This window comes from Streptomyces sp. NBC_01275 (genome assembly GCF_026340655.1).
In the GTDB taxonomy this organism is placed as follows: domain Bacteria; phylum Actinomycetota; class Actinomycetes; order Streptomycetales; family Streptomycetaceae; genus Streptomyces.
In genome coordinates this window covers 2,186,470-2,211,148 of the sequence record NZ_JAPEOZ010000001.1, presented here as the reverse complement: position 1 = coordinate 2,211,148, position 24,679 = coordinate 2,186,470, and the positions used below count along the sequence as shown (strand labels likewise).

Here is a 24,679-nt window from a genome sequence, read left to right as displayed (position 1 = left end):
CCTGATGGGCCTGTATCCGGAGATCGAACCGTATGACCACGGCATGCTCGACGTCGGGGACGGCAACCGCGTCTACTGGGAGGCCTGCGGCAACCCCCGGGGCAAGCCCGCTCTGGTGTTGCACGGCGGGCCGGGTTCCGGATCGTCCGCGTACTTCCGGCGGCTCTTCGACCCGGCCGCCTACCGGATCGTGCTGCTCGACCAGCGCGGCGCCGGGCGGTCCACCCCGCACGCGAGTGCGTACGGCACCGACATGGGCGTCAACACGACGGACCGGCTGCTGGCCGACCTGGAGCTGCTGCGCGGCCGGCTGGGGATCGGGCGGTGGCTGGTGTGGGGCGTGTCGTGGGGGTCGGTGCTGGCGCTGCGGTACGCGCAGACGCATCCCGGTGCGGTGAGCGAGCTGGTGCTGGCCGGGGTCGCGACCGGATCCGACGCCGAGGTGGAGCTGCTGACCAGGGGGCTGGGCACGGTGTTCCCGGAGGCGTTCGAGCGGTTCCTGGCCGAGCTGCCGGAGGGCGAGGCACGGGACGGCAACCTCGCGGCCGCGTACAACAGGCTGCTGGAGTCGCCCGACCCCGGGGTGCGGGAGCGGGCGGCGCGGGCGTGGACCGACTGGGAGACGGCGATGATTCCGGCGCCGCCGAGATCCGTCGAACGGTTCGAGGACCCGGAGTTCCGCAAGGGCTTCGCCCGCACCGTCACCCACTACTTCGGCAACGGCCACTTCCTGGGCGCCGAGACCGAGGGGGAGGGCGTCGTCCTGCGCGACGCCCACCTCCTCAAGGGCGTCCCCGGCACCCTCGTCCAGGGCAGCCTCGACTTCGGCAACCTCCTCGGCATCGTCTGGCGACTGCACCACGCCTGGCCGGACAGCGAGTTGGTGATCGTGGACCAGGCCGGTCACGGCGCGGGCGCGCCGGGCGTGGCGGAGGCACTGGTGGCAGCCACCGACCGATACGCCCGGCGCTGAGGCAGGGGGCCAGGGGCCAGGGGGACAAGGAGGGCGGTCACATGATCCGTGCCGCCGCGATCGGCCGCTGGGCGACGGTGTACGTCTTCGCCGACCCGGTGTTGACGCTCCACCGGTAGCGGGAGAACTCGCCGGTGGCGTCGGCGGCGTAGAACATCATGTGGCCGATGCCCACGCCCTCGAAGTCGTCGGTGTCGGCGCTGCCGCCCATGCGGGTGTCGGGGTACAGGGCGTAGCCGCCCAGACCGTAGACGCCGTGCGGGTCGGAGGTGCAGTCGGCGACCTCGACGGCGTACTGGGTCTCGCCGGCGAAGTTCAGAGCGCCCGTGTAGACGCCCTTGATCTGGCGGACCAGCACGATGTGCCCGGTGTTGTCGGCGTCGGAGCCGTTGTAGTCCACCGCGATCAGATCACCCGGCCGCAGGTCGGCGACCTTGCGGATGCGCTGGAAGCGCGGGCCGCCGGTGCCGTCGGTGAACGCCTTGCGGTAGTCGGCGGCCTCCGGGATGCGGTCCTGGAAGTACTGGCGGAAGTAGTCGTCGGTCGCCCATCCGTAGGTGTGGCGCAGCACCCAGGTGACGAACGACGAGCAGCGGGCGCGCGCGATCCAGCTCGGCAGGTCGTCGGGCCGCCCCCAGACGACGTTCGAGGCCGCGCCGACGAGGTAGACGTTGTTGGCCCGGGCCGTCCGGCCGCTGACCAGCGCGATCTCATCGGTGCTCAGGGCGCGGCCGTACGCCCGGACGTCGTCGATCGAGCCCTTGAAGCGGTTGGCGTACGCGCCGTCCCAGCGGGCCCGGCCCACGTTGAAGCCCTGCGTCGCGGCCCATGACAGCGTGGTGTCCGCGCTGCCCTCCAGGACGCCGTCGACATACAGCTGGATGCGGGCGCCGTCCCAGACTCCGGTCAGGTGGGTCCAGCGGCCCAGCGCGACGGGGGTGGCGGCGAGGGCGGAGACCTTGACGCTCTGGTCCTCGCCGCGCACCTTGAACGCCCAGGCCGCGGCGGTGTCGTCGTACTGCAGGAGGAAGCGGCTGCACGAGGCGCCGTCCTGGCTGACGGCCGTGTACATGTTCGCCGGGTCGGCGTCGTCGGCCAGCCGCAGCCAGGCCGAGACCGTGAAGGGGGCGGTGGTGTCCAGTACGGAGGTCGTGGCGGCGTACGCCCCGGAGGTCCCGTCGAGGCTCAGCTCGCCGCCCGCCCGCAGCGTCGTCCAGCTCGCGCCGGAGCCGAGGGCGACGGGACGCTCGCGGCCGGAGCGGTCGGCTCCGGTCCCGTCCAGCGGCCAGTGGCCCGTCAGACCTGTGGGCAGATGGCCGGCCGCCAGCAGACGCTGGTACTGCACCAGTTGCTCGGCCTCGGCCAGATGCGGTGCGGTGACCGGTGTGAACGGGGTGTCCAGCGGGGCGTCGGCCGCGGCGTTCCCGGCGCCGCCGACCACACCGGTCACGGCGCCGGCCCCCACGAGTGCGGCTCCGCCCAACAGCCCACGTCTGCTGACCATGTTCTCTTTCTCCGTCCCGTTTCCGTGCGCACGTCTGTGCGTGCGAGGTCGGCAGAGTCTAGGCAGTGGTCGGCCGTGTCCGAGCGGTCAGGCAGAGGTCGGTCGTTCGGACGGGGACTCGAACAGGTGCCGCACGGTGGAGCGGTAGTTGGCCTGGACGTGGCTCAAGGCGTGGGCGCGGGCGCGGTCGGGGTCGCCGGAGGCGATGGCGTCGTACAGCTCCTGGTGTTCGGTGAGGAGTTGGGGCCATTCCTCGTTCTGGCGGGTGAGCCAGCGCAGTCGGCCGTCGACCGGTTCCATCACCGAGATCAGCAGGCTGTTGCCCGCCATGGCCAGGATGCCGTCATGGAAGCGGGTGTTGACGTCGGTGATCGTCTCGGCGTCTCCGGCCGCGGTCGCGGTGGCCGTCCGGTCGAGGAGCTTCCGCAGCTCCGCGAGGGCCTCCGGGGTCGCCCGTGACGCGGCCAGCCCCGCCGCGTACACCTCCAACGCCTCGCGCAGCTCGAAGAGTTCCTTGACGTCGTCGGGGGTGAGTCGGCGTACGACGGTGCGGCGCGCCGACTCGAAGAGGACGAAGCCGTCGGAGACCAGGGCCCGGATCGCCTCCCGGACCGGTACCCGCGAGACCCCGAACCGTTCGGCCAGCTCGCGTTCGACGAGCCGGTCGCCGGGGCGCAGCCGGCCCGCGATGATGTCCTGCCGCAGCGTGGCCAGGACGCGCTCGCGCACCGCGCCGAGGGGTTCGATCTTCGCCGTGGAGCTCATGAGATCCATCTTCGCCGACGCGAGGGGGCTTTTACCGAGCCGTAACGGGTCGGACATCGGTCAGAGCCCTTGACGGCGGGACCATGACCGCAGTTTGGTATACCAAACGACCGGAAAGTAGCCCTCCGCCACCCCCTCGCTCCCGTCGTCCATGGAGGCCCCGTGTCCCTCGCCGACCGCGCCGAAGCCACCGGCGCACCAGCGTTCGTCCCCGACCCCCGGCTCACCAACGAAGACCTCGCGCCCGCCGGGAAGCGCAACTGGAAGGTCTTCGACCTCTTCGCCATGTGGATGTCCGACGTCCACAACCTCGGCAACTACACGTTCGCCGCGGGCCTGCTGGTCCTCGGCATGAACGTGTGGCAGGTCTTCACCTCCCTCCTCGTCGGCTTCGTGCTCATCTACATCGGCATGAACTGGATGGGGAGGATCGGCCAGCGCCACGGCGTCCCCTTCCCCGTGGTCAGCCGCATCAGCTTCGGCGTCTGGGGCGCCAACATCCCGGCCCTGATCCGGGCCGTGATCGCCATCATGTGGTACGGCATCCAGACCTACCTCGCCTCCGTCGCCGTCAACGTGATGCTGCTGGCGGCCTGGCCCGGCCTGGAGTCCTGGACGCACAACTCGTTCCTGGGCCTCGACGCGCTCGGCTGGATCTCCTTCCTGTCCCTCTGGCTGATCCAGGCGGTGATCATCAGCCAGGGCATGGAGTCGGTGCGCAAGTTCCAGGACTTCTGCGGCCCGGCGATCTGGCTGGTGATGATCGCCCTGGCGATCTGGGTCCTGTCCAAGGCCGGCTGGACCATCTCGCTCACCAGCACCCCGCACCCGGTCTCCGTCGGCGAGCAGTGGCGGCAGTGGTTCGGCGCGATCGGCCTGATCCTCGCCACCTACGGCACGCTGATGCTCAACTTCTGCGACTTCTCCCGCTTCGCCCCCGACTACAAGACGGTCCGACGCGGCAACTTCTGGGGCCTGCCCCTGAACTCGACGGCGTTCGTGGTCGTCTCCGTGATCGTCACCGCCGGCTCGCTGGAGGTGTTCGGCGAGGCCATCACCGACCCGGCCGAGCTCGTCGCCAAGGTCGGCAACACCTGGGTGCTCGTCCTGGGCGCGCTCACCTTCGCCGTCGCGACCATGGGCGTCAACATCGTCGCCAACTTCGTCTCACCGGCGTACGACCTCGCCAACGTCTGGCCGCAGAAGATCACCTTCAAGGTCGGCGGCATGATCAGCACGGTGGCGGCCCTGGTGGTCACCCCATGGAACCTGTTCTCCAACCCCACGGTCGTCCAGTACTTCCTCGGCGGCCTCGGCGCCTTCCTCGGCCCGCTGTTCGGCGTGATCATGGTCGACTACTACTGGGTCAAGCGCGGTCGCGTCGACGTGGACGAACTGTTCGACGCGACTCCCGGCGCCCCCTACTACTACCGCAAGGGCGTCAACCCCAAGGCCCTGTGGGCGTTCCTCCCCTCCGCCGGGGTCGCCGCCGTGCTCGCGCTGGTCAAGACCTTCAGCGACGTGGCCCCTTACTCCTGGTTCATCGGGACGGCCCTCGGGGCCGGTCTGTACGTGCTGCTGTGCCGCGACGAGCGCGCGGCCGGATCCGCGGTCGCCGTCGAGAAGCCCCTGGAGGTCTGAGAGACGTGAGGCATGTGCGGGACGTGCGGATCGTCGTCACCAACTGCAACACCACGCAGGAGATGACCGAGGAGATCGTGCGAGGCGCCCGGGCCGCGGCAGGCCCGGGCACCACCGTGACCGGACTGACCCCCACCTGGGGCCCCGAGTCCGCGGAGAGCTGGCTCGACAGCTACCTCTCCGCCGCCGCCGTCATGGACACGCTGCGCACCTACGACGGTCCGCCCTACGACGCCGTGGTCATGGCCGGCTTCGGCGAGCACGGACGCGAGGGCGTCCGGGAGCTGGTGGACGTACCCGTCGTCGACATCACCGAGGCCGCGGCCCACCTGGCCTGTCTGCTCGGACGCCGGTACGGGGTCGTCACCACGCTGGAACGGTCCTGCGGCCAGATCGAGGACAGCCTGGAACTGGCCGGAGTGGGCCGCAACTGCGCCGCCGTCGTCGGCACCGGACTCGGCGTCCTCGACCTGGGCGACGCCGACCGCACGGAGGCGGCCTTCCTCGCGGCCGCCGAGCAGGCCCGGGACGCGGGCGCCGAGGTGCTGGTCCTGGGGTGCGCCGGGATGACGGGACTGCAACGGGCGGTGGGCGAGAAACTGGGCCTGCCGGTCGTGGACGGCGTCGGCGCGGCGGTGAAACTGGCGGAGGCGCTGGTCGGGATGGGACTGCGGACGAGCCGCACGGGGAGCTTCGCGAAGCCGGTGCCCAAGCGAAGGGCGTGGGGGCCGGGGGAGCCTCGATAACCACTGGACAGCCGTGGACACCGCCCACGAGGCTTTCTCCCATGCGCAGCAAGCATCGAGGCCGTTTCACGGCAGCGGACTTCTAGCGGGCGGCGCCGGACCCTCCGGCGCGCCCCTGGAGGTCTGCCATGTCCCGCACCGTCCATCACATCCGCCCCCGCCACCGCGCCCACCACTGCCCGGACGGCTGCCGTCCGATCCTCTTCACCGGCCATCACCTCACCGAACTCCGCTACAGCGAGCAGGAGTCGAGCCGCGCCCGACGCGAACGACGCCGTCCGTCCCCCGTCCCGCTGGTGCGTGCCTTCAGCGCCTACACCTTCCCCCGCACCCTGAACGAGACCGTCGACGGCCCGTACGAGTCCCGGGCGCGCGCCGCCCTGTCCGTCTTCCGTGCGACCGCCCTCCTGCACCTGCGCGCCGCCCCGCCCGGCGACCTCCTCACCGCCGCCGAGGAACTGGACCACCCTCCGACCCGCCACCGGCACAAGAACATCTGGGATTTCTGAGGGAAGCACCGGAGCACTGGAGCACTGGAGCACTGGAGCACCGGAGCACCGGAGCACTGGAGCACCGGAGCACCGGAGCACCGGAGCACCGGAGCACCGGAGCAGCGGAGCAGCGGAAAAGTGGAGCAGCGGAGGAGTGGCGAAGAGGGTGAGCGGACGAGCGGGCGAACGGGCGAACGCAGAATCGGAGCCGCCCCATGCCCGCCACCCCCGACCACGCCTTCCTGCGGACCACCGCCGACCGCCTGGCCGCTCTCCCCGGCGTGCGGGCCGTCGCCCTCGGCGGATCCCGGGCCCAGGGACACCACCGCCCCGACAGCGACTGGGACCTCGCCGTCTACTACCGGGGCTCCTTCGACCCCGACGATCTCCGGGCCGTCGGGTGGGAGGGGGAGGCGTCCGAGATCGGCGGCTGGGGCGGCGGGGTCTTCAACGGAGGGGCCTGGCTGACGATCGACGGCCGCCGCGTCGACGTGCACTACCGGGACCTCGACGTCGTCGAGCACGAACTGGCGGAGGCGGAGCAGGGGCGGTTCCGGGTGGAGCCGTTGATGTTCCACCTCGCCGGCATCCCGAGTTACCTCGTCGTCGCCGAGCTCGCGGTCAACCAGGTGCTGCACGGCCCGTTGCCGCGTCCGGCCGGGTATCCCGAGAAGCTCCGCGAGGCCGCGTGCGAACGGTGGTACGGCACCGCGCGGGCGACGCTCGCCTACGCGGTCGCCGGCCACGCGCCCCACGGGCGGCGCACCGAGGCCGCCGGCGCGCTGGCCGTCGCCGCCGCCCAGACCGGGCATGCCGTGCTCGCCGCGCGCGGCGAGTGGGTGACGAACGAGAAGCGGCTGCTGGAGCGGGCCGGGCTGAGACGGGTCGACGAACTCGTCGCGGACGTCGGGAGCGGGTCCGTCGCCGAGGCCCTCGAACGGGCCCGAGCGCTCTTCGAGGAGACGGTGACCGGGGCCAGGGCGGGGTGAGGACGGGCCAGGACGGAGCCATGACGAGCCAGGACGGAGCCATGACGGACCCATGAGGGAGCCCTGACGGCGTTGCGTTCATAAAGAACTCGGGTTCCGAGCCCGGTGTCACCTCGCCGAAACCCAACCGCCCCACCCTCTCCAGGATCTCCCCGTACCGTGGACACCACAGCCGACAGCCCATGGCAACCAGCCGACAGCTCGTGGCCGACAGCTCACAGCCCCGGCCACCGTCGCCCGAAGGCACACCCCGCCCTCGTCACGACAGGAGCTTCGTGTCCCCGCGCCCGCCCGCTCCCCCTTCCACTCCTGCACCCCCTGCGCCGTCCGTTCCCGCTCCCGTTCACGTTCGCGCACTCGCCGCACTCCCGCCCTGGCTCGCCCACGCCCTGCGCGCCCAGCGCGGGCCCGTGCCCTGGAGCGCGGTCACGCGAGGCGCGCTGGCGGCGGGGCCCCTGTTGCTCGTGGCCGTTCTCACCGACCGTGTCTCGCTCGGCGTCATCGCCGCCATCGCCGCCATGCTCGCCGGGATCAACGACCGGCCCGGCAGCCGACGGACCGCCGTCAAACGGCTGGGGGCACCCGCGCTCGCCGGGGCGGGCGGGCTGCTCGTCGGGACGTACGCCGGGGACCACGTCGGAGCCGTCGCGCTGACGGCCCTGCTCACCGGGCTCGGGCTGCTGGCCGGCGGGATGAGCGCCATCGGACCCGTCGCCTCCGGGGGCGGGACGCAACTGCTGGTCGCCGCCGCGATCGGGGCCGGGATGCCGGCGCCGGAGGCCGGCTGGACCCGGGCCCTCGCCTTCCTCGCCGGCGCCGGATGGCTGCTGGCGCTGCGGCTCGCGCTGCCCACGCCCGGCTCGCTGACCGGCGACTTCCGCTTCGACGGGGAGCGGGACGCGGTGGCCGGCGTGTACGACGCCGTCGCCACGCTGCTCGCCGCCGCAGGCACCCAGCACGCCACCGCCCGCCGCGCCGCCCTCACCGCCGCCCTCGACCACGCCCAGGACGCCCTCGCCGGACCCCGGCTGCGACGCTTCGCCAGCTCCGCGACCGAACGGCGACTGCACGCCCAGTACGCCGCCGCCCTGCCGCTGGCCGAGGCCGCGACCGCCCTCGCCTGGGCCGGGGAGTCCGTCTCCGGGCGCGCCGCCGAAGGACCCCGACGGCTCGCCGCCGCCGTACGCGAGAACACGCACACCGGGCCGTTGCCCGCGCCCTCCCGGTCCGCGCCCGCGCTGCGCGCCCTCGACGACGCCCTGCTGCACGCCGCCGACGCCTTCGACCAGGGGAGCGCGACCGATCTGCACACCCGGCGGAGGGGTGCGAGGGCCTTGCTGCGGACCGCCTTCGGAGCCGGCGGGCGCGAGTACGGGCTGCGGGTCGCCCTCTCCTTCGGGGCCAGCGCCGGCATCGCGCAGGCCCTGCACCACTCCCACTGGTACGGGCAGCACACGCACTGGTACTGGCTGCCCGCCACCGCCGTCTTCCTGGTCAAGCCCGACCTCGGGCCCCTGGCCTCGCGGGTGCTGTCCCGGGCCGCGGGCACCGTGCTTGGGGCGCTCGTCTTCGCCGGGTTCGCCGCCGTGCTGCCGAGGCCGGAGGGGCTCGTGGCGCTGGTCGCCGTCTGCGGGGCGCTGGTCCCCGTCTCCACCCGGCACTTCGCCGCCCAGACCGCCGTCGTCACCGCCCTCGTGCTGTCCCTCGTGATGGTCGGCGGGGAACCGCAGGCCTCCGCCAGCCGGATCGTCGAAACCCTGCTGGCCTGCGCGATCGTGCTGATCGTCGGACATCTGCCGATGCCGGGGCAGCGCGGCGGCCAGGTGCGCGCCCGGCTCGCCGCCGCCGAGGCCGCCGCGCACGCCTACCTCGCCCATGTGCTCGACGGCTCCGACACCACTGACACCACTGACACCACTGACAATGCTGATAACGCTGACAACTCCGGCGGCTCCGGTTGCTCCGACGGCTCAGGCGGTTCCGGGGGCTCCGAGGACCGCGCCGAGCGCTGGACCCTGCGCCGCGAGGCCTACCGCACCCTCGCCGAGGCCCGCACCGCCATAGCCCTCTCCGCCCATGAACTGCCCGCCCTCGCCCGGCACACGGAGGGCACGGACGAGGTCGCCGCGATCCTGGAACGGCTCGTCGACACGACCACCGCCTGCGCCGTCCACCTCGACGACACCGGCCGGCTCACCCCGGGACATCGGCAGCGGCTCGCCGAACTCCTCGCCGAACTCGCCGCAGCACGCGAGAAGGTGGGGCTGCCGACTCCGGATCCGGCGCTGCCCATCGCCGGGTAGCGCAGGCGGGCGTCAACCGATCCGCACCCACACCGGCGCATGGTCCGACCCCGGCTCGCTCCGGCGCGCCGCCGGGTCCGCGCCCACCGACGGGAGCCGTAGCTCCTCCTCGGTCCCGGTCCCGGTGCCCGCCGCCGTCACCCGGTGGACCAGGCGGTGACTGGCCAGGACGTGATCGATCAGCTCGCGGCGACCCGAGTCGATCCGCGAGTAGCGCCGGTCGGCGGGGATCAGCGGGGCGACGTCCCACAGCCGGGCCGCGTCGCCCTTGTCGGCCTGGGGATAGCCGGGCGTGCCGATCTCCGAGCCGGGCGGGCCGAGCAGGATCTGCGTGGTCGCCGCCTGCACCTCGTCGTTCAGATCGCCCAGCACCGCCACGTCCCGCTCCCGGCCGTCGCCGGCCAGCAACTCGTCGGCGAGCGCGCGCAGCGCCGTCGCCTCGGCGGCCCGGCGGTACAGGGCGTACGCGCCGTAGCGGGCCCGTTCGCCCTCGTCGCGCGGGAAGAAACGATCACCCGGATACGTCAGCAGCTTCGACTTCAGATGCGCCACCGCCACCCGCAGCGGCCCGGCCTCCGTGACCGTCTCCACCGCCAGGAACCCGCGGCCCGTCCCCTCCACGGTCGCCCCGGAGTCGTCCGACTGCACCGGGCGCAGCTTCGCCGGCAACGCGCGCGTGTCGGCCAGCACCTCCAGCGGCGTACGGCTGACCACGCCGACCCGGATGCCCCGGCCGTCGGGGTGCGACGACAGCGCCGTGTGCCAGGCGCCGCCCACCGTCTCCAGCAGGTCCGCCAGCGCCTCGGGCTCGCCGACCTCCTGCACACCGAGCACACCGGGATCCAGCGCGGCGACCACGACGGCGAGCGCGGCGAGCTTCGCCTCGTACGCGGCCTTGTCCTGCGGGCCGTACGGTCCGCCGGGCCGGTACAGGTTCTCGAGGTTCCAGGTGCCGAGGAGCATGCCGGGCTCCCTCCAGGAGGCGTCGTGGCCCAGGGTGCCCGCTCGGCCGGGCTCCGCGACAGGTCCGGGACGAGATGCGGGCCACGGCTCACCCGGGGGCACGACATCGTCGTACGTCGACGCAGTGACTCCTTCTGACGCCTGACGCCTGACGCCTGACGCCTGAAGACAGGAGCAGGAGTACGACACCCGGAACGCGGAGGACGAGCACGCGTGCTGACACGAAGGGTGCGTTCTCTGACACGGAGGGTGCGTCGTATGAGCGGAAGGTGACGGAATGCTCACATTCCGCGCCGGCCCCGTGTCGACTACGTCTCAGTACCGTCACCGGGCGAGGCGTCGGGCCTCTCAGGAGCGTTAACTCCTACAAGCACGACGCTTATCGGAGGTGTGCGAGATGGTGAACGGGCGAACCGTGCTCGAACGCTTTCCCGCGGGTGGGCCGCGCGGATCGTGGCCGGCGGAGGAGTTCGCGCACGCGCGGCGCATGGAGGGTCTGGCCGCCGAGGTCGTCATGGACCTTGCGACGGACACGTTCCTGGTGGTCGTCCGGGGCGGCGACGCACTCGAGTGAGCGGTCAACCCACCTTTGACGGGGGTCCTTGCGCGGTGAACTGCTCCGCCTGGAGCGTGTACAGCTCGGCGTAGACGCCCCCGCCCGCCAGCAGTTCGTCGGGGGTGCCGGACTCCACCAGCCGGCCCTGGTCCAGGACGTGCACCAGGTCCGCGTGCCGGACCGACGCCAGCCGGTGGGTGATCAGCACGACCGTCTGGCCGCTGTCGGCCAGCGCGCGGATCTTCTCGAAGACCTCCAGCTCGGCCCGGGCGTCCAGAGCCGCCGTCGGCTCGTCCACGATCAGGATGCGCCCGCGCCGGTACGCGGCCCGTGCGATGCCCAGGCGCTGCCACTGGCCCCCCGACAGCTCGTGCCCGCCGCTGAAGTGCCGGGCGAGCAGGGTGTCCAGGCCGCGCGGCAGGTCCGCGACCACCTCCTCGGCGCCGGCCTCGGCGATCGACGCGGCCAGCCGCTCCTCGGTCAGCGGCGCGGAGGACCGGCCGACGGCGACGTTGACCCGGGCCGTGAACGGCCAGCGCTTGAAGTCCTGCGCCAGCATCGCGATCCGCTCGGCCAGTTGACCCCGGTCCGCCTGCGCCGCGTCCACGTCGTCCCACAGGATCCGTCCGCGATCCGGCTTGTACAGCCCCGCCAGCAGCTTCACCAAGGTCGTCTTGCCCGAGCCGTTCTCGCCGACGAGCGCGATGATCCGGCCGAGAGGGAGGGCCAGGGTGACGTCGTCCAGGGCGGGCCGGGTCGACTCCCCCGGATAGCCGAAGGTGACGTTCTCGAAGCGGATCTCCCGCGGATCCTCCGGCAGGGCATCGCCGCCCACCGGGATCGCCCGTTCGGCCGCCTCCACGTACAGGCGCTGGAGATCGCCCACGAACAGGGCTTCCTCGTGCAGCTGGTTGACCTCCAGGACCAGGGTGTTCAGGCTCGCGGAGCCGCTGCGGATCGCGATCACGGCCGTGCCCGCCACCGCCAGCGCCATCGTCCCGGTCAGCAGCAGCCCGCCCAGCGTGGCGTACGTCGCCGCCGTCGCCAGGCCCGTCCAGGTCGCCGCGATCAGCCCGGTGCGCGCCGCGAGCCGGGCCAGCCGGGCCTGCTCCGCCTCCGCGGTCTCCGACATCGCGCGGAAGTGCCGCAGCAGGAAGGGGCCGACGCCGTGGACGCGGATCTCGGGGGCGGCCTCCGGCTCGGTGAGCAGGCTCGCGATCAGATGTCCCGCGCGCGCGTGCTGCACCCAGGTGTGGAAGGACTCGTAGCGGCGCCGGGCGTTGGTCAGGGCGCTCCAGGCGCTGGGCAGGGTCATCGTCACCAGCAGGGGCAGCAGCAGCGGGTGCAGCACGGTCAGCACGCCGGCCGCCGCCACCAGCGAGATCATCGCGTTCACCACGCGCGTGCCGTACATGATCATCCGGCGGGCCGAGGCGGCGCCGTACTGCGCGGTGTCCAGCAGCTTGTGGAAGGCGTGGTCCTCGATCGCGGCGAGCTCGACCGCCGCCGCCCGCTCCAGATACAGCTCGGTCGCCACCCGCTCCACCTTGGGCTCCAGCCGCCCGGTGGCATATGTCGACGCGGCCCGCAACACCGCCCCGACCAGGAGTACGACGGCCATGGCGGCCAGCGCGGGAGCGGCCCCGCGCAGCCGGTCCTCGATGGGGCCGCCGCCGATCAGCCGGCCCAGCACGGAGTTCACCGCGAGCAGGCCCACCGCCTGTGCCGCGCCCCGGGCCACCTCCGCGGACAGCACGACCCTGGCCGCCTGCGGATCGGCCTCCCGGGCGAGCCGGAGGCTGGCGGTGAGCAGCGAGGGCAGCCGGGTCACCATGGCGCGGAAGCTCAGCTCCAGGAACGCGTCCCGGTGCTGGTTCCAGCCCATGTCGTAACGGAGAGGGCCGCCGAAGAGCAGCCGCTCCGACTCGGACACATCACGCTCATGACCATGGTCCTGCTTGGGCTCCTGCCCGGGTTCCCCCTCAGGTTCCCGCTCGGGTTCCTGCTTGTGCTCGCGCTCCTGCCCGCTGTCCTGCCCGTGCTGGTCAGGGCTCTGCTGCTGCGGCACCTTCCGCACCGTCGACCTCCCCCGATCGTGGACGAACGGCCACTATCGCGGGAGGGGATGCATGAGGACAGGGCGCAGGAAGGGAAGAACGTGCGCGCGGGCGTGCGCCGGGGACGGGGGTGCCGTAGGGAAGCGGGCCGGATTTCGGCAGCGGCCCTACGCGCTGATGGGCCGTGACCAGGCGGGCGTCGTGCCCGTGATGCGGCACAGCGTCAGATAGAGGGGGATCGGCGGGGTGTACGGGAGCGTGCCGTCCGGTCGGTGGATGAGGCCGGGGGCGTGCAAGGCGTCCGGGACGATCGCGCCCGTCGCGTAGCGCGCGGGGGCCGGCCACTCCAGGGCGTAGTCGGAGTCGGACGGGACGATCCACCACCAGTGCGTCTCGTCGGAGTAGACGCAGCCCACGCGTGGCAGCCGGGGCATGAGCAGCGGGCCGATCCCGGCCGGGACGGCCACGGCGTCACAGCCCAGCGGGGCCGTCATGCCGTCGGGCAGGCTCAGCCGGCGCAGCGGCGCCGGGGCGTTGCCCAGGCCGCGCCGCAGACGGACGAGTGTGTCGAGGTTGAGCACCGGACTCCGGCCGGGCGCGGGGCTCATGTTCTGCCCCGGTTCCCCGTGGGTCCCGTGGTTTCCGTTCCGGGGTGCGCCCGCCAGGCGGACGACTCGCCGTCGACGGTCGTGGAGCGGGCGGTCGTGCGGCCGTCGTGGTCCGGGGCCGCCCGATGCCACTGCGGGGAGACGCGGGGGACCAGGCCGTCGGGGGCGAGGTAGGGACGTCGTACGGCCGAGCCGGTCGCGTCCGGGTGTAGAGCGGTCACTTCCGGGCGTATGCCCGTCACTTCGGAACGTATGCCGGTCGTGTCCGGGCGGGTCCTGGTCGCTTCTGGGCGTGCGCCGGTGGTCTCCGGGCGGGTGCCGGTCAACTCCGTGCGTACACCGGTCGACTCCGGGCGGACGGCGGTCAACTCCCGGCGAGTGTCGGTCGTGTCCGGGCGTATGGGGGCGTCGTGGTGCGTCTGGTCGGGCCGGTGGGTCTGCCCGTCCGGGCGCACTCGGCGCTCCCGGTGCGCTCGCTCGGGCCGAGGGGTCTGTTCGGGCCCGTGCGCCTGTTCGGGAAGGTGCGCCTGCTCAGGGATGTGCGCCTGTTCGGGTCGAGGGGTCTGCGCGGGCCGGTGGGCCTGTTCCGCGGGCTCGGCCTCGTCCCCCGAGTCGTCCGCCGGACCAGGCTTCGGACGGGCGCCCCAGCCGAGGTCGTTGGACGGCGCGGCGAGGTCGGTGCGGGGCTTGACCAAGGAGGCGTCGGGCTCGGTCGGTTCGGCGTCGGACCCGGACAGGCCGGAGTGCCGCACCGTTTCTTCACGTGGCGCCTCGGCCTGGCGGGGCAGGTCGGCCCAGACCAGCAGGCCGGGCCCGTGCTCCTGGGCGCCCCAGGCGTGACAGAGGGCCTCGACGAGGAGCAGGCCCCTCCCGTGCTCCTCTTCAGGGCGCTGCGGGGAGGGATGCGGCTCGCCCGGCGCGCAGCCCTCGTCGCGCACGGCTATGCGCACCACGTCGTCGCCGTCGTGCAGCTCGCAGACGACGACGCTGCTCGCGGTGTGCACGATCGCGTTGGTGACCAGCTCGGATATGACCAGGGCAGCCGTGTCGCAGGTGTCCTCGCACACCGACCAACCGCTCAGCCGAGCCCTGACCAGGCGTCTGGCCTGGGCGGGAGAACCCGGATGTGCGGCCAGTTCGAATCGGAACCGGCGCTCGGCAGCGGCCTGGTCGAGGCCTGCTCCCTCCCCCACTCTCGAATGCGCTCGAGCGGGGGTACCCCCACCGGCACCGAGACCCTGGGGGCGGCCTGCGGCGGCGTCTGTTCCTAAGGGCGCGGACGGAATCACGCTTGCCACTATCGCCCCGCCGTGAACACTTGGCAAGTGTCACTCTGAAAAATGCAGAGTGCTGTGTGACGCGGTGAAGGGCCGTGGCACACTGCTCGCAACAGCACGTTGAACGGCGCCAATCCGGGATCACCGACGATCCGTACGTATTCGTACAGATCTTCGAATGGGTCTTCGAGTGGCGCCGTAGGGCTGTCAGGATTCCTTTCGTGACCCGCCGGTCGGGGCCCAGCGTGGCCCGGACGACCGGCCGGCCGGGCTCTTCGGGGAGGTGGAGCGTGAGCGAACCGCGGTCCGCGCCGACGGTGGGACAGGTGGTCCTCGGTCGGCGCCTGCTGGACCTGCGGGAACGCGCCGGGCTCAAGCGTGAGGAAGCCGCCCGCATCCTCCGCGTCGCCCCCGCCACGGTCCGCCGTATGGAGATGGCCGAGGTATCCCTCAAGATCCCGTACCTCCAGCTGCTGCTGAAGGCCTACGGCGTCACCGACGAGGAGGCCGAGGGCTTCGTCCAGCTCGCCGAGGACGCCAACAGGCCCGGCTGGTGGCAGCGGTTCCACGACGTCCTGCCCGGCTGGTTCTCCATGCACGTCAGCCTGGAGGGCGCCGCCGCCCTGATCCGCCAGTACGAGCCCCACTTCGTCCCCGGCCTGCTCCAGACCGAGGACTACGCGCGAGGAGTCCTGAAGTCCGGCGCCATCGGCCAGACCCGGCCCGAGGACATCGAGCGCCTCGTCGACCTACGCATGCAACGCCAGGAACTGCTCACTCGTCCCGACGCGCCCCGGTTGTGGGTCGTGATGGACGAGACCGTGCTGCGCCGCCCGGCGGGCGGCCCGGAGGTGATGCGCGCGCAGATCGACAAACTGCTCGAAGCCACGAACCTGCCCAACGTGACGCTGCAGGTCGCCCCCTTCTCCTCGGGGCCGCACCCCGGCACGTACGGACCCTTCGTGCTGTTCCGATTCGCCATGCCCGAACTTCCGGACATGGTCTACAGCGAGTACCTGACCGGCGCCGTCTATCTCGACGCGCGCACCGAGGTGGCAAGCCACCTGGAGGTCATGGACCGCATGGCGGCACAGTCCGCTACTGCACATCGCACGAAGGAGATCCTCCGGGATTTCCGCAAGGAGCTGTGAATGGATCGCATCAAGCCGCGCAAACGGGTCTACAACGGCATGCCCGCGCGGGACTTGGGCAGCGAAGGCTGGCACAAGCCGTGGAGCGGCGGCAACGGCGGGAACTGCCTGGAGGCGATGAAGCTCGCCGACGGCCGGATCGCCGTCCGCCAGTCCACCGACCCGGACGGTCCGGCGCTGATCTACACCACCGACGAGATGACGGCCTTCATCGAGGGGGCCAAGGCGGGGGAGGCGGACTTCCTGCTGTCATGAGGTGACCGTCCCTCCTGGGGCGACCGTCTTCCCCTTGCCCTCCCCTCCCCTTGCCCTTCTCTCGCTCAACTTCCTTAATTTGGTGCTGAATTGATTAACTCTTGCGTCTTACGGAGTGCTTCATGACCGGGCTGGACTCCGCACCCGCCGTCGAGATCGACACCAGCAAGCCCCATCCCGCACGCATGTACGACTGGTACCTCGGCGGCAAGGACAACTACCCCGTCGACGAGGCCATGGGCCGCCAGATGCTCGCCCTCGACCCACGCGTACCGGTGATGGCACGAGTCAACCGCGCCTTCATGCACCGGGCGACCCGCTGGCTCGCCGACAACGGTGTCCAGCAGTTCCTGGACATCGGCACGGGCATCCCCACCGAGCCCAACCTGCATCAGGTCGCCCAGCAGATCGAGCCCCACGCGCGCGTGGTCTACTGCGACAACGACCCGATCGTCCTGGCCCACGCGGCCGCCCTGCTGCGCAGCACGCCCGAGGGCGTCACGGAGTACCTGCAGGCGGACGTCCGCGACCCGGCCGCCATCGTCGAGGGGGCCAGGAAGATCCTGGACTTCGACCGGCCGGTGGCCCTGTCACTCGTCGCCCTGCTGCACTTCGTCTCCGACGAGGACGGCGCGCACGAACTCGTCGGCCGGCTGCTCGCCGAACTCCCCTCGGGCAGCTACCTGACGATGACCCACGCCACCGCCGACTTCTCCCCGGAGGAGTCCGCGGCGGCCACGGAGAAGCTCAAGGCCGCGGGCGTCACCCTCGCCCTGCGCTCCCGCGAGGAGATAGCCAGCTTCTTCGACGGCCTCGACCTGGTCGAACCGGGAGTCACGGTGGTGCCCGACTGGCACCCCGAACTCGGCGAACCGGTCCCCGGACAGGACGACGGCGTCATCCCGGGCTACGGGGCGGTGGGGCGTAAGCCGTAAGCCGCGAGCCGCAAGCCGGGATCACAGGTGCTGTGGGCCGCCCCTTGTCCGGGGGCGGCCCACGGTGCTTGTGCGACGACACCGGACGCCGAGCACCGCCGTATATCGGCCGTACGGGGACGCGCGGCGGCCCACCGCTGCGGCCCCCACCGCTGTCACCGCTGTGGCCTACCGCGACGGCCTACCGCGGTGGCAGTACGGCGCACAGCGCCTCCAGCGCCGCCCCGTAAGCGTGCTCCGACGGCGTCGCGTAACCGACCACGAGCCCGTCGCCCACCGCCATGTCCGCCTCCCGCGCCTGCGGATGCCGGAACTCCGCGAGCCCGTCCAGCGCCACCCCGTGCCAGACCGCCGCCTTGACCGCGGACCGCTCGGTGCCCGGCGGCAGCCGCAGCACCGCGTGCAGCCCGGCCGCGACCCCGGTGACCTCGATGTGCGGTGCCTGCGCGGCCAACACCCCGACCAACCGGTCCCGCCGACCCCGGTAGCGCTGCCGCATCCGCCGTACGTGACGGTCGTACGCCCCGGACACGAGGAAGTCGGCCAGCCCCAGCTGGTCAGGGACGCTCGCCCACGCCTCCCGCTCGCCCTTGGCCGCGAGGACGCCACCGACGTACCGCTCCGGCAGCACCATCCACCCCAGCCGCAGCGCCGGCGACAGACTCTTGCTGACCGAGCCCAGGTAGATCACCCGCTCGGGGTCGAGTCCCTGGACGGCGCCGACGGGCTTGCGGTCGTAGCGGAACTCCCCGTCGTAGTCGTCCTCCAGCACCACCGCGCCACGCGCGCGTGCCCAGTCGATCACGGCGGTCCTGCGGGACGCGTGCAGCGGACCACCGGTCGGGAACTGGTGCGCGGGCGTGAGCAGCACGGCCCGCTCACGCCCCAACCGCTCGACGCACGCCCCCTCCTCGTCCAGAGGCAGCGGACGCGTCCGCACCCCCGCGGCCGTCAGCAGCTCACGGTGGAAACCCAGCCCGTACGCCTCCACAGCGAGCGGACCGCTCAGTACGCCAGACGTTCCACCGCCGGCCAGGCCCTGGCCGAACAGCAGCCGCAGCGCATGGGCGACGCCCGAACAGATCACGATCCGCTCCGGCTCGGTGCGCACCCCACGCACGCGTGCCAGATACTCGGTCAGCGCCTCGCGCAGTTCACGGCGCCCGGCCGGGTCGCCCGGCCCGAACACCTCGTTCGGCGCCTGCTGCAGAGCCCGCCGGTAGGAGGCCAGCCAGGCCGCCCGAGGGAACGCCGACGCGTCCGGAGTGCCCTGCCTCAGGTCATGCAGCGGGCCACGCGCGCGTAGAGGCGCCTTTACGGGGACACGGTCGGCGGGGCGCAGCGGTTCGGCCCGCTCGGCGACCCGTGTACCAGAGCCTTGACGGGCGGTCAGCCAGCCCTCCGCGACGAGTTCGGCGTACGCGTCGGCGACCGTGTTGCGGGCGACGCTGAGGTCGGCGGCGAGCGACCGGTACGGCGGCAGTCGCGTACCCGCAGCGAGCCGCCCGTCGCGCACCGCCTCCCGCAACGCCCGGATGAGCGCGGCCCGACGCCCCCCGGGTCCAGACAGCTCCAGACGCTCCAGATGCAGATCGACACCGATCCGCTCCGCGGAATTGACCCACGATTCCACCATGGAAATGCACCCTACAGGGGGTCTTTCAGGCCCGTAGGTTGAAGGACATGACGACGAACACGATCGACACGACGAACACGATCGACACGACGAACGCCGCTGCTACGACCGCTTCTGCGACTTCTGCGACTGCTGCTACGACCGCCGCTCCCGCCGCGGCGATCGCCGCCGCCGAGGCCGCGCGGACCCGGCTGGACTTCGGGAAGTCCGCCAGGAAGGCCTTCCGCGCCCTCATCGGCTTCGACGCCGCCGCACGCGAGGGCCTCGACCCGGCCCTCGTCGAACTGATCCAGATCCGCGCCTCGCACCTCAACCACTGCGCCTACTGCCTGCACATGCACACGGGCGACGCCCGCAAGGCCGGCGAGAGCGAGGACCGGCTGCACCTCGTCGCCGTCTGGCGCGAGGCCCGCCACTTCTTCACCGAGAAGGAACAGGCCGCCCTGGCCCTGACGGAAGCGGTCACCCTGGTGGCCGACGCGGGAGTCCCCGACGACGTCTACGCCGAGGCCGCCGCCCGCTTCGACGACCAGGAACTGGCCCAGGTGCTGGCCCTGATCTGCACGATCAACACCTGGAACCGGGTGGCCCTGGCGACGGGGAAGGTCGCAGGGACGGACGAACGCCGCTGAACGCAGGCCCTGGGTCTCCGCGGGCCTCCGGCCTCTGCGGATCCGGGCCTCCTCGCCTGGGCGAACCCGGGCCTCCATGTCTGGGTGAACCCGGGCCTCCTCGCCTGGGTGAACCCGCGCCTCCTCGCCTTGGTGAACCCGGGCCTCCATGTCTCCTACACGGTCATGGGACGGTCGTACGGCCCGATCGGCGTCGGCAGTCGGGAACTCCCCGTCAGATGACGGTCGACGGCCGCCGCCACCGCCCGCCCCTCCGCGATCGCCCAGACGATCAACGACTGCCCGCGCGCCGCGTCCCCCGCGGCGAACACCCCGGGGACGTTCGTCGCGAAGCCGCCGTCCCGGGCGATCGTGCCGCGCGGATCCAGCGCCAGCCCGAGCTGCTCCACGAGCCCGTCCTCCCGGTCGGGCCCGGAGAAGCCGAGGGCGAGCAGCACGAGGTCGGCGGGCAGCGCCCGGCCGGTGTCCGCCACCGGCCGCCGCCGCGCGTCGACCTCGACGAGATGCAGCGACCGCACATGCCCGCTCTCGTCGCCGGTGAAACGGAGCGTGGACGCCGCGAACAGGCGCGCGTCCGCGTCCGCCGCCGGCGCGGACTCCAGGTCACGCGCCTCCTCGTGCGCCGCCGACAGCCGATAGAGCTTCGGATACGTCGGCCAGGGGTCCACGTCCTCGTCGCGCTCCGCGCCGGGCTGCGCATAGATGTCCAGCTGGGTCACGGACGCGGCGCCTTCCCGCACCGCCGTGCCCAGACAGTCCGCTCCCGTGTCACCGCCGCCGACGATGACGACGTGCCGTCCGGCGGCCGACATCGGGGAGGACTCCAGATCCCCCTCGCACACCCGGTTGGCCAGCGGCAGGTACTCCATCGCCTGATGGATACCGGTCAACTCCCGCCCCGGAACGTGCAGTTCCCGCCACTCGGTGGCCCCCGTGGCGATCACCACGGCGTCGTAGCGGGTCCGCAGATCCGCGGCCATGACATCCCGCCCGATCGTCGTCGACGTACGGAACTTCGTGCCCTCCGCCCGCATCTGCTCGATCCGCCGCTCCAGATGGCGCTTCTCCAGCTTGAACTCGGGAATGCCGTACCGCATCAGGCCGCCGATCCGGTCGTCCTTCTCGTAGACGGCGACCGTGTGCCCGGCACGGGTCAGCTGCTGCGCCGCGGCCAGTCCGGTGGGTCCGGAGCCGATCACCGCCACCGTCTTCCCGGAGAGCCGGTCCGGCGGCCGCGGCGGCGCGAACCCGTCCGCCCAGGCCCGGTCCGCGATGGCGACCTCGACGTTCTTGATCGTGACGGCCGGCTGGTTGATGGCGAGCACACAGCCCGCCTCGCACGGCGCCGGACACAACCGCCCGGTGAACTCAGGGAAGTTGTTCGTCGCGTGCAACCGGTCGCTCGCCGCCCGCCAGTCCTCCCGCGACACCAGATCGTTCCACTCGGGGATCAGGTTCCCCAGCGGACAGGCGTCATGGCAGAACGGTATGCCGCAGTCCATGCAGCGGTCGGCCTGCTTGCTGATGAGGGGCAGCAGCGCCCCGGGGACGTACACCTCGTCCCAGTCCCGGACCCGCTCTTCGACGGGCCTGCGGGGCCAGTCCCGGCGAGGCGTGGTCATGAATCCCTTGGGATCGGCCATGGCCGTCTTCCTTGCCTACGTGCGACAGGCCGTGCGTCATCGGGCGGCACTCTTTCGGCCACGATACGTCCCGTCGGCCACACACGCAGAGCGGGCGGACAGCGCTTTCTCCCGTCCGTGCTCTTTTCCGTCCGTGCTCACTCCGGTCCGTCCGCTCAGATCAGGGCGAGGACGTACACGATCGACGCGGTCGCGGACGCGACCGCCCGCACGTGGTTCCACCTCGTCCACTCCCGCACATACGTCGGCCAGTACGCGGCGGCCTCCGGCGTGCCCGGCTCCAGCTTCATCAGCGTGTCGTTGCGCGGCACGTTCGCCACCACGGTCACACCGAACGAACCGAACAGATACAGCGCGCTGCCCAGCAGCAGGTGAACCGTCCCGTCGTCCGGCCACAGCACGAACGTCACCACCGCGATCACCGCGCACACCACCGCCGAGCCCAGGAAGAGGACCATGAACGCCGGCGTCATCGCCGAGGTGTTGATCGCGTTCATCACCGCGACGCCCTGCGCGGGCGGCAGCGCGGCCAGGCCCCGCATGACCAGCAGCGAGAAGGCGCAGAAGACCCCGGCCATCAGCCCCGTCGCCAGTGCGCCCACCAGCGCGAGCACCAGATACGGTCCATCGATCATGACTACGTCAACTCCCCGTGTAGAGCGGAGATCCTGCCGGGTACGGCCCGTCACCTCAAGTGAAACGCCGGACATGATCGGTGACCATGGCCATGGCTCACGGGGACATGCTCGGGCGTCTGTGGGGCTGTCCTGGAGGGCTGTCCTGGAGGGCTGTCCTGGGGAGGAGTGTCCTGCCTGGGGGCCTGGCCTATGGGCCTGCCTATGGGCCTGGCCATGGGGGCTGTCCTAGGGGGGGGCGGGCCCCCTCCCCCCCTCCCCCCACCCCGCCCCTCCCGCCACCCCCGCACCCGCCCCTCCACCTCCGCCGCGATCCGCCGTCTCGCCTCGTGCCGGGGCACCCCGCTCATCAGCAGTGCGTCGTACGGCGTGTCCAGGTGCCGTACGGACGCCACGACCGCGGAGACGACCGCCCCTTCGGACAGCGCCCGCCCGGCCGCGCTGCGTCCCACCCGCCCGCTGCCGCGCGCCGAGGCGTGAGCGGCGATCGCGCGTGCCCGGTCTCCCGGGCAGCCGGGAAAGAGCCGCAGGATCTCCGTCGCGAACGCCTCCGCGAACCGCAGGTCCTCCGCGGCCCGCCGCCGGGCGTCCCGGACCCGGCGCCGCCGCCGTGCCTCGGCGTCCGCCAGGCACCGTTCCTCGGCCCGGGCGAGCCCCGCCTCCTCGACGAGGACGCCCTGCCGCTCGTACCGCCCCTTGCGCCGGTTGAACCGCAGCACCACCGCGGACAGCGTGCTCTCCTCCCGCGACCTGCGCGTCAGCGCGGTGTCGCCGCGCGGCAGGAACACCAGGTGTCCGAGATCGGCGCAGTCGAGGCAGCGCGGTCCTCCGTCCTCCTGGACCAGCATCCGCATCGGCCCACGACGGCATCCCGCGCAGTGCCTGCGCCGAAGCGGTTGGACGACGAGAAGCTCGGTACGGTGCGGGGGAGTTGCCAGGGCTGTCATAGAGGCTTCATTCCCCCTGGTGGGGGCGTCACTACGTGGCCTTCGCGTTCTCCTGTGCCTTCTCCTTCTCCTTCCTTCTGGGGCCGTACACCGACACCCGCGTGCGGTGCAGTGTCGGCTTCTCGATCTCGTCCAGTACCGCTGCCGCGAGGTCCGCGTACGACAGCCCGGGGATCCCGTCGGGCATCCGCTCGTCGCCGAATCGGTGGCGTCCGGTGCGTGGGCCGTCCGCTTCCAGTCCGCCGCCGGGTGTGAGCATCACCCAGTCGACGTCACCGTTCCCTGCTTTCCGCAGCCGGGCGAGACCTGCCGTGTGCGCCAGGGCGAACGGCCGTATCTCCGGCGGGAACGCCGTCGGATCGTCCATGACCGGCCGTCCGTCCGGTCCCAGCAGGTTCGCGAACAGTCCCACGGCGACGAGCCGCCGTACCCGCGCGTCCGCCAGTCCGTCGAGCAGCGCGTCCGCGGCTTTCACGAAGAAGGCCGGGTCGAGCGTGGCGAACCCCTGTTCCGGCCCGCTGAACGGGGACACCGCCTGCACCGCGGCGATGTGGCCGCCCGCGACGTCCTCGACCGACCGGCGGTCGAGGACGTCACCGCGGACCACCGTGACGCCGGGCGCCCCGAGTCCCGCGTACCGCTCCGGGTCCCGTACCGCGGCCGTCACGGTCAGCCCGCGTCGGCGCGCCTCCGCCGTCACTGCTCGCCCGGCCCGTCCGCCGGCTCCGAGGACGACGATCCCAGCCATGGCCAACCCCCTTTTTCGGGCACCGGATTTCGGCGCCCGCCCCGGACGTTAGGAGCCGGGGGGCCGGTTACCGCAACGGTATCGGCGCTAACCTCGGCGGATGACCGACGTGCCGGCCCGTACCGACGGTGCACAGCCCGCTCCGCTCGACCCCGACCTGTTCGACCCCGTCTGCCCGTCGTCGGCGATGCCCTTTCGCGTCGGTGACAAGTGGACCGGCATGGTCATCCGCTGTCTTGAGGGCGGCCCGCGCCGCTTCACCGAACTGCGCGTCCCGCTCAGGGCCATCACCGCCAAGGTCCTCAGCGAGACCCTTCGCGCGATGGAACGCGACGGTCTGCTGACCCGTACGGCGTATGACGAGAACCCGCCTCGAGTCGAATACGCCCTCACCCCTCTCGGCCGTACTCTCGTCCCCCTCCTCGACGCGGCCCGCGCCTGGAGCGCGACCCACCTTCCACAGCTGCTCGCCGCCCGCAGCGCCCACGAGCCCGACGCGTCCGGGTCGGCGTCTGACGCATCATGGGCCGTGTGCGACTCGAAGCGATCACCTGGGAACGGCTCGGCGACCTCCTCGCCGAGCGACTGCTCGACCTGAAGCCCGACGACGGCAGCCCCTGGCCGCGCATCGCCTTCGACGGCGCCCCGGCGGCCCGCCCGGGAGAGCTCGCCGACCGCGTCGCCGAAGCGCTGCGCATACGCGGCCGGCCTTCTCATGTCGTGGACACGCACGGCTTCCTGCGTCCGGCCTCCCTCCGCCTGGAGTACGGCCGCCACGACGTGGAGGCCTACTACAACGGCTGGTTCGACACCGGCGCGCTGTGGCGCGAGGTGTTCGGCCCCCTCGAACCCGGTGGCGACGGACGGATCCTGCCCGATCTCTGGGACCCTGTCACCGACCGCGCCACTCGTAGTTCCTACGTTCAACTCCCGCCCGGTGGCTTTCTGTTGCTGCACGGCCCCCTCCTTCTGCGCCACTGGTTCCCCTTCGATCTGACCGTTCACGTCCTCCTTTCCCCGGCGGCCCTGCGGCGGCGCACTCCGGAGGCCGAGCAGTGGACGCTGCCCGCCTTCGACAGCTACACGCAGGAGACCGACCCGGCGGCCACGGCAGACGTGGTCGTCCGTGCGGACGACCCGCGCCACCCGGCGTGGAGCGGTTGATCCGGCATTGATCAGGAGATCCGTCGAACCGCTTTTAAATGCACGCGCATATAACTAGGC

At 72.1% G+C, this 24,679-nt stretch carries 22 protein-coding genes and 2 pseudogenes; 13 read left to right on the top strand and 11 right to left on the bottom strand.

Annotated elements, in window-relative coordinates:
- The first annotated feature begins 4 nt into the window (after positions 1 to 4).
- A complete protein-coding gene (gene pip / locus OG562_RS09495) occupies positions 5 to 973 on the top strand; it encodes a prolyl aminopeptidase (protein ID WP_266395835.1) in 969 nt (322 codons plus the stop codon).
- Between the two features lie 37 nt (positions 974 to 1,010).
- On the opposite strand, the gene OG562_RS09490 is transcribed toward pip, so the two are convergent.
- Positions 1,011 to 2,477: a LamG domain-containing protein gene (locus OG562_RS09490; protein WP_266395834.1), complete on the bottom strand. Its 1,467-nt coding sequence runs from the start codon at positions 2,475 to 2,477 to the stop codon at positions 1,011 to 1,013.
- A gap of 87 nt (positions 2,478 to 2,564) precedes the next feature.
- Complete coding sequence (locus OG562_RS09485; protein WP_266395833.1) at positions 2,565 to 3,242, bottom strand: GntR family transcriptional regulator; 678 nt, start codon at positions 3,240 to 3,242, stop codon at positions 2,565 to 2,567.
- Between the two features lie 162 nt (positions 3,243 to 3,404).
- Here OG562_RS09485 and OG562_RS09480 point away from each other — a divergent pair, with 162 nt between their 5' ends.
- From OG562_RS09480 to OG562_RS09460, 5 genes are all read left to right on the top strand, one after another.
- Positions 3,405 to 4,883 carry an NCS1 family nucleobase:cation symporter-1 gene (locus OG562_RS09480; protein WP_266395831.1) on the top strand — a complete coding sequence of 493 codons (1,479 nt, stop codon included), beginning with the start codon at positions 3,405 to 3,407 and terminating at the stop codon, positions 4,881 to 4,883.
- Between the two features lie 23 nt (positions 4,884 to 4,906).
- The gene (locus tag OG562_RS09475) at positions 4,907 to 5,629 is read left to right on the top strand and encodes an aspartate/glutamate racemase family protein (RefSeq protein ID WP_266409130.1); all 723 of its coding nucleotides are present in this window, start codon (positions 4,907 to 4,909) and stop codon (positions 5,627 to 5,629) included.
- 128 nt (positions 5,630 to 5,757) lie between these two features.
- Positions 5,758 to 6,138, top strand: coding sequence for a hypothetical protein (locus OG562_RS09470; RefSeq protein ID WP_266395830.1), 381 nt, complete (start codon positions 5,758 to 5,760; stop codon positions 6,136 to 6,138).
- A gap of 197 nt (positions 6,139 to 6,335) precedes the next feature.
- A complete protein-coding gene (locus OG562_RS09465) occupies positions 6,336 to 7,109 on the top strand; it encodes a nucleotidyltransferase family protein (protein WP_266395828.1) in 774 nt (257 codons plus the stop codon).
- Positions 7,110 to 7,519: 410 nt separating this feature from the next.
- Positions 7,520 to 9,412, top strand: coding sequence for an FUSC family protein (locus OG562_RS09460; RefSeq protein WP_266395827.1), 1,893 nt, complete (start codon positions 7,520 to 7,522; stop codon positions 9,410 to 9,412).
- A 12-nt stretch (positions 9,413 to 9,424) separates the two neighbouring features.
- Here the strand turns inward: OG562_RS09460 and OG562_RS09455 are convergent, their stop codons facing one another.
- A complete protein-coding gene (locus tag OG562_RS09455; RefSeq protein WP_266395826.1) occupies positions 9,425 to 10,375 on the bottom strand; it encodes an endonuclease/exonuclease/phosphatase family protein in 951 nt (316 codons plus the stop codon).
- A gap of 397 nt (positions 10,376 to 10,772) precedes the next feature.
- Between OG562_RS09455 and OG562_RS09450 the strand changes: the two genes are divergently transcribed.
- Entirely contained in the window at positions 10,773 to 10,949 is a 177-nt protein-coding gene (locus OG562_RS09450) for a hypothetical protein (RefSeq protein WP_266395825.1), read from the top strand.
- A 4-nt stretch (positions 10,950 to 10,953) separates the two neighbouring features.
- Here the strand turns inward: OG562_RS09450 and OG562_RS09445 are convergent, their stop codons facing one another.
- The 3 genes and pseudogenes from OG562_RS09445 to OG562_RS09435 form a co-directional block, all read right to left on the bottom strand.
- Positions 10,954 to 12,816: an ABC transporter ATP-binding protein gene (locus OG562_RS09445; protein ID WP_266409127.1), complete on the bottom strand. Its 1,863-nt coding sequence runs from the start codon at positions 12,814 to 12,816 to the stop codon at positions 10,954 to 10,956.
- A gap of 339 nt (positions 12,817 to 13,155) precedes the next feature.
- Complete coding sequence (locus OG562_RS09440) at positions 13,156 to 13,596, bottom strand: hypothetical protein (RefSeq protein WP_266395824.1); 441 nt, start codon at positions 13,594 to 13,596, stop codon at positions 13,156 to 13,158.
- Positions 13,597 to 14,189: 593 nt separating this feature from the next.
- Positions 14,190 to 14,921, bottom strand: a pseudogene (locus OG562_RS09435) (ATP-binding protein); the annotation flags it as partial.
- Positions 14,922 to 15,163: 242 nt separating this feature from the next.
- Between OG562_RS09435 and OG562_RS09430 the strand changes: the two are divergent.
- The 3 genes from OG562_RS09430 (at position 15,164) to OG562_RS09420 (ending at position 17,214) form a co-directional block, all read left to right on the top strand.
- Positions 15,164 to 16,024, top strand: coding sequence for a helix-turn-helix transcriptional regulator (locus OG562_RS09430; protein ID WP_266395823.1), 861 nt, complete (start codon positions 15,164 to 15,166; stop codon positions 16,022 to 16,024).
- Positions 16,025 to 16,279 (top strand): DUF397 domain-containing protein, encoded by a 255-nt coding sequence (locus OG562_RS09425; protein WP_057580268.1) that lies wholly within the window; start codon positions 16,025 to 16,027, stop codon positions 16,277 to 16,279.
- Between the two features lie 122 nt (positions 16,280 to 16,401).
- On the top strand, positions 16,402 to 17,214 hold the full coding sequence (locus tag OG562_RS09420; protein ID WP_266395821.1) for an SAM-dependent methyltransferase: 813 nt from the start codon (positions 16,402 to 16,404) through the stop codon (positions 17,212 to 17,214).
- Positions 17,215 to 17,395: 181 nt separating this feature from the next.
- Here OG562_RS09420 and OG562_RS09415 read toward each other — a convergent pair whose 3' ends face one another.
- The gene (locus OG562_RS09415) at positions 17,396 to 18,850 is read right to left on the bottom strand and encodes a PLP-dependent aminotransferase family protein (RefSeq protein WP_266395819.1); all 1,455 of its coding nucleotides are present in this window, start codon (positions 18,848 to 18,850) and stop codon (positions 17,396 to 17,398) included.
- Between the two features lie 47 nt (positions 18,851 to 18,897).
- Here OG562_RS09415 and OG562_RS09410 point away from each other — a divergent pair, with 47 nt between their 5' ends.
- Positions 18,898 to 19,482, top strand: coding sequence for a carboxymuconolactone decarboxylase family protein (locus OG562_RS09410; protein ID WP_266395817.1), 585 nt, complete (start codon positions 18,898 to 18,900; stop codon positions 19,480 to 19,482).
- Between the two features lie 155 nt (positions 19,483 to 19,637).
- Here the strand turns inward: OG562_RS09410 and OG562_RS09405 are convergent, their stop codons facing one another.
- From OG562_RS09405 to OG562_RS09390, 4 genes and pseudogenes are all read right to left on the bottom strand, one after another.
- Positions 19,638 to 21,125, bottom strand: a complete 1,488-nt coding sequence (locus OG562_RS09405; protein ID WP_266395815.1) for a glutamate synthase subunit beta — start codon at positions 21,123 to 21,125, stop codon at positions 19,638 to 19,640.
- Positions 21,126 to 21,280: 155 nt separating this feature from the next.
- Positions 21,281 to 21,760 (bottom strand): DUF1772 domain-containing protein, encoded by a 480-nt coding sequence (locus OG562_RS09400; RefSeq protein WP_266395814.1) that lies wholly within the window; start codon positions 21,758 to 21,760, stop codon positions 21,281 to 21,283.
- A gap of 284 nt (positions 21,761 to 22,044) precedes the next feature.
- Positions 22,045 to 22,707: pseudogene (locus OG562_RS09395) on the bottom strand (DUF2293 domain-containing protein); the annotation flags it as partial.
- Positions 22,708 to 22,738: 31 nt separating this feature from the next.
- Positions 22,739 to 23,455 (bottom strand): NAD(P)-dependent oxidoreductase, encoded by a 717-nt coding sequence (locus tag OG562_RS09390; RefSeq protein ID WP_266395812.1) that lies wholly within the window; start codon positions 23,453 to 23,455, stop codon positions 22,739 to 22,741.
- A 100-nt stretch (positions 23,456 to 23,555) separates the two neighbouring features.
- Between OG562_RS09390 and OG562_RS09385 the strand changes: the two genes are divergently transcribed.
- Both OG562_RS09385 and OG562_RS09380 read left to right on the top strand, forming a co-directional pair.
- A complete protein-coding gene (locus OG562_RS09385; RefSeq protein WP_266395811.1) occupies positions 23,556 to 24,053 on the top strand; it encodes a helix-turn-helix domain-containing protein in 498 nt (165 codons plus the stop codon).
- The gene (locus OG562_RS09380; protein WP_266395809.1) at positions 23,978 to 24,619 is read left to right on the top strand and encodes a uridine kinase; all 642 of its coding nucleotides are present in this window, start codon (positions 23,978 to 23,980) and stop codon (positions 24,617 to 24,619) included. The genes OG562_RS09385 and OG562_RS09380 overlap by 76 nt, the downstream gene beginning before the upstream one ends.
- Positions 24,620 to 24,679 lie beyond the last annotated feature (60 nt).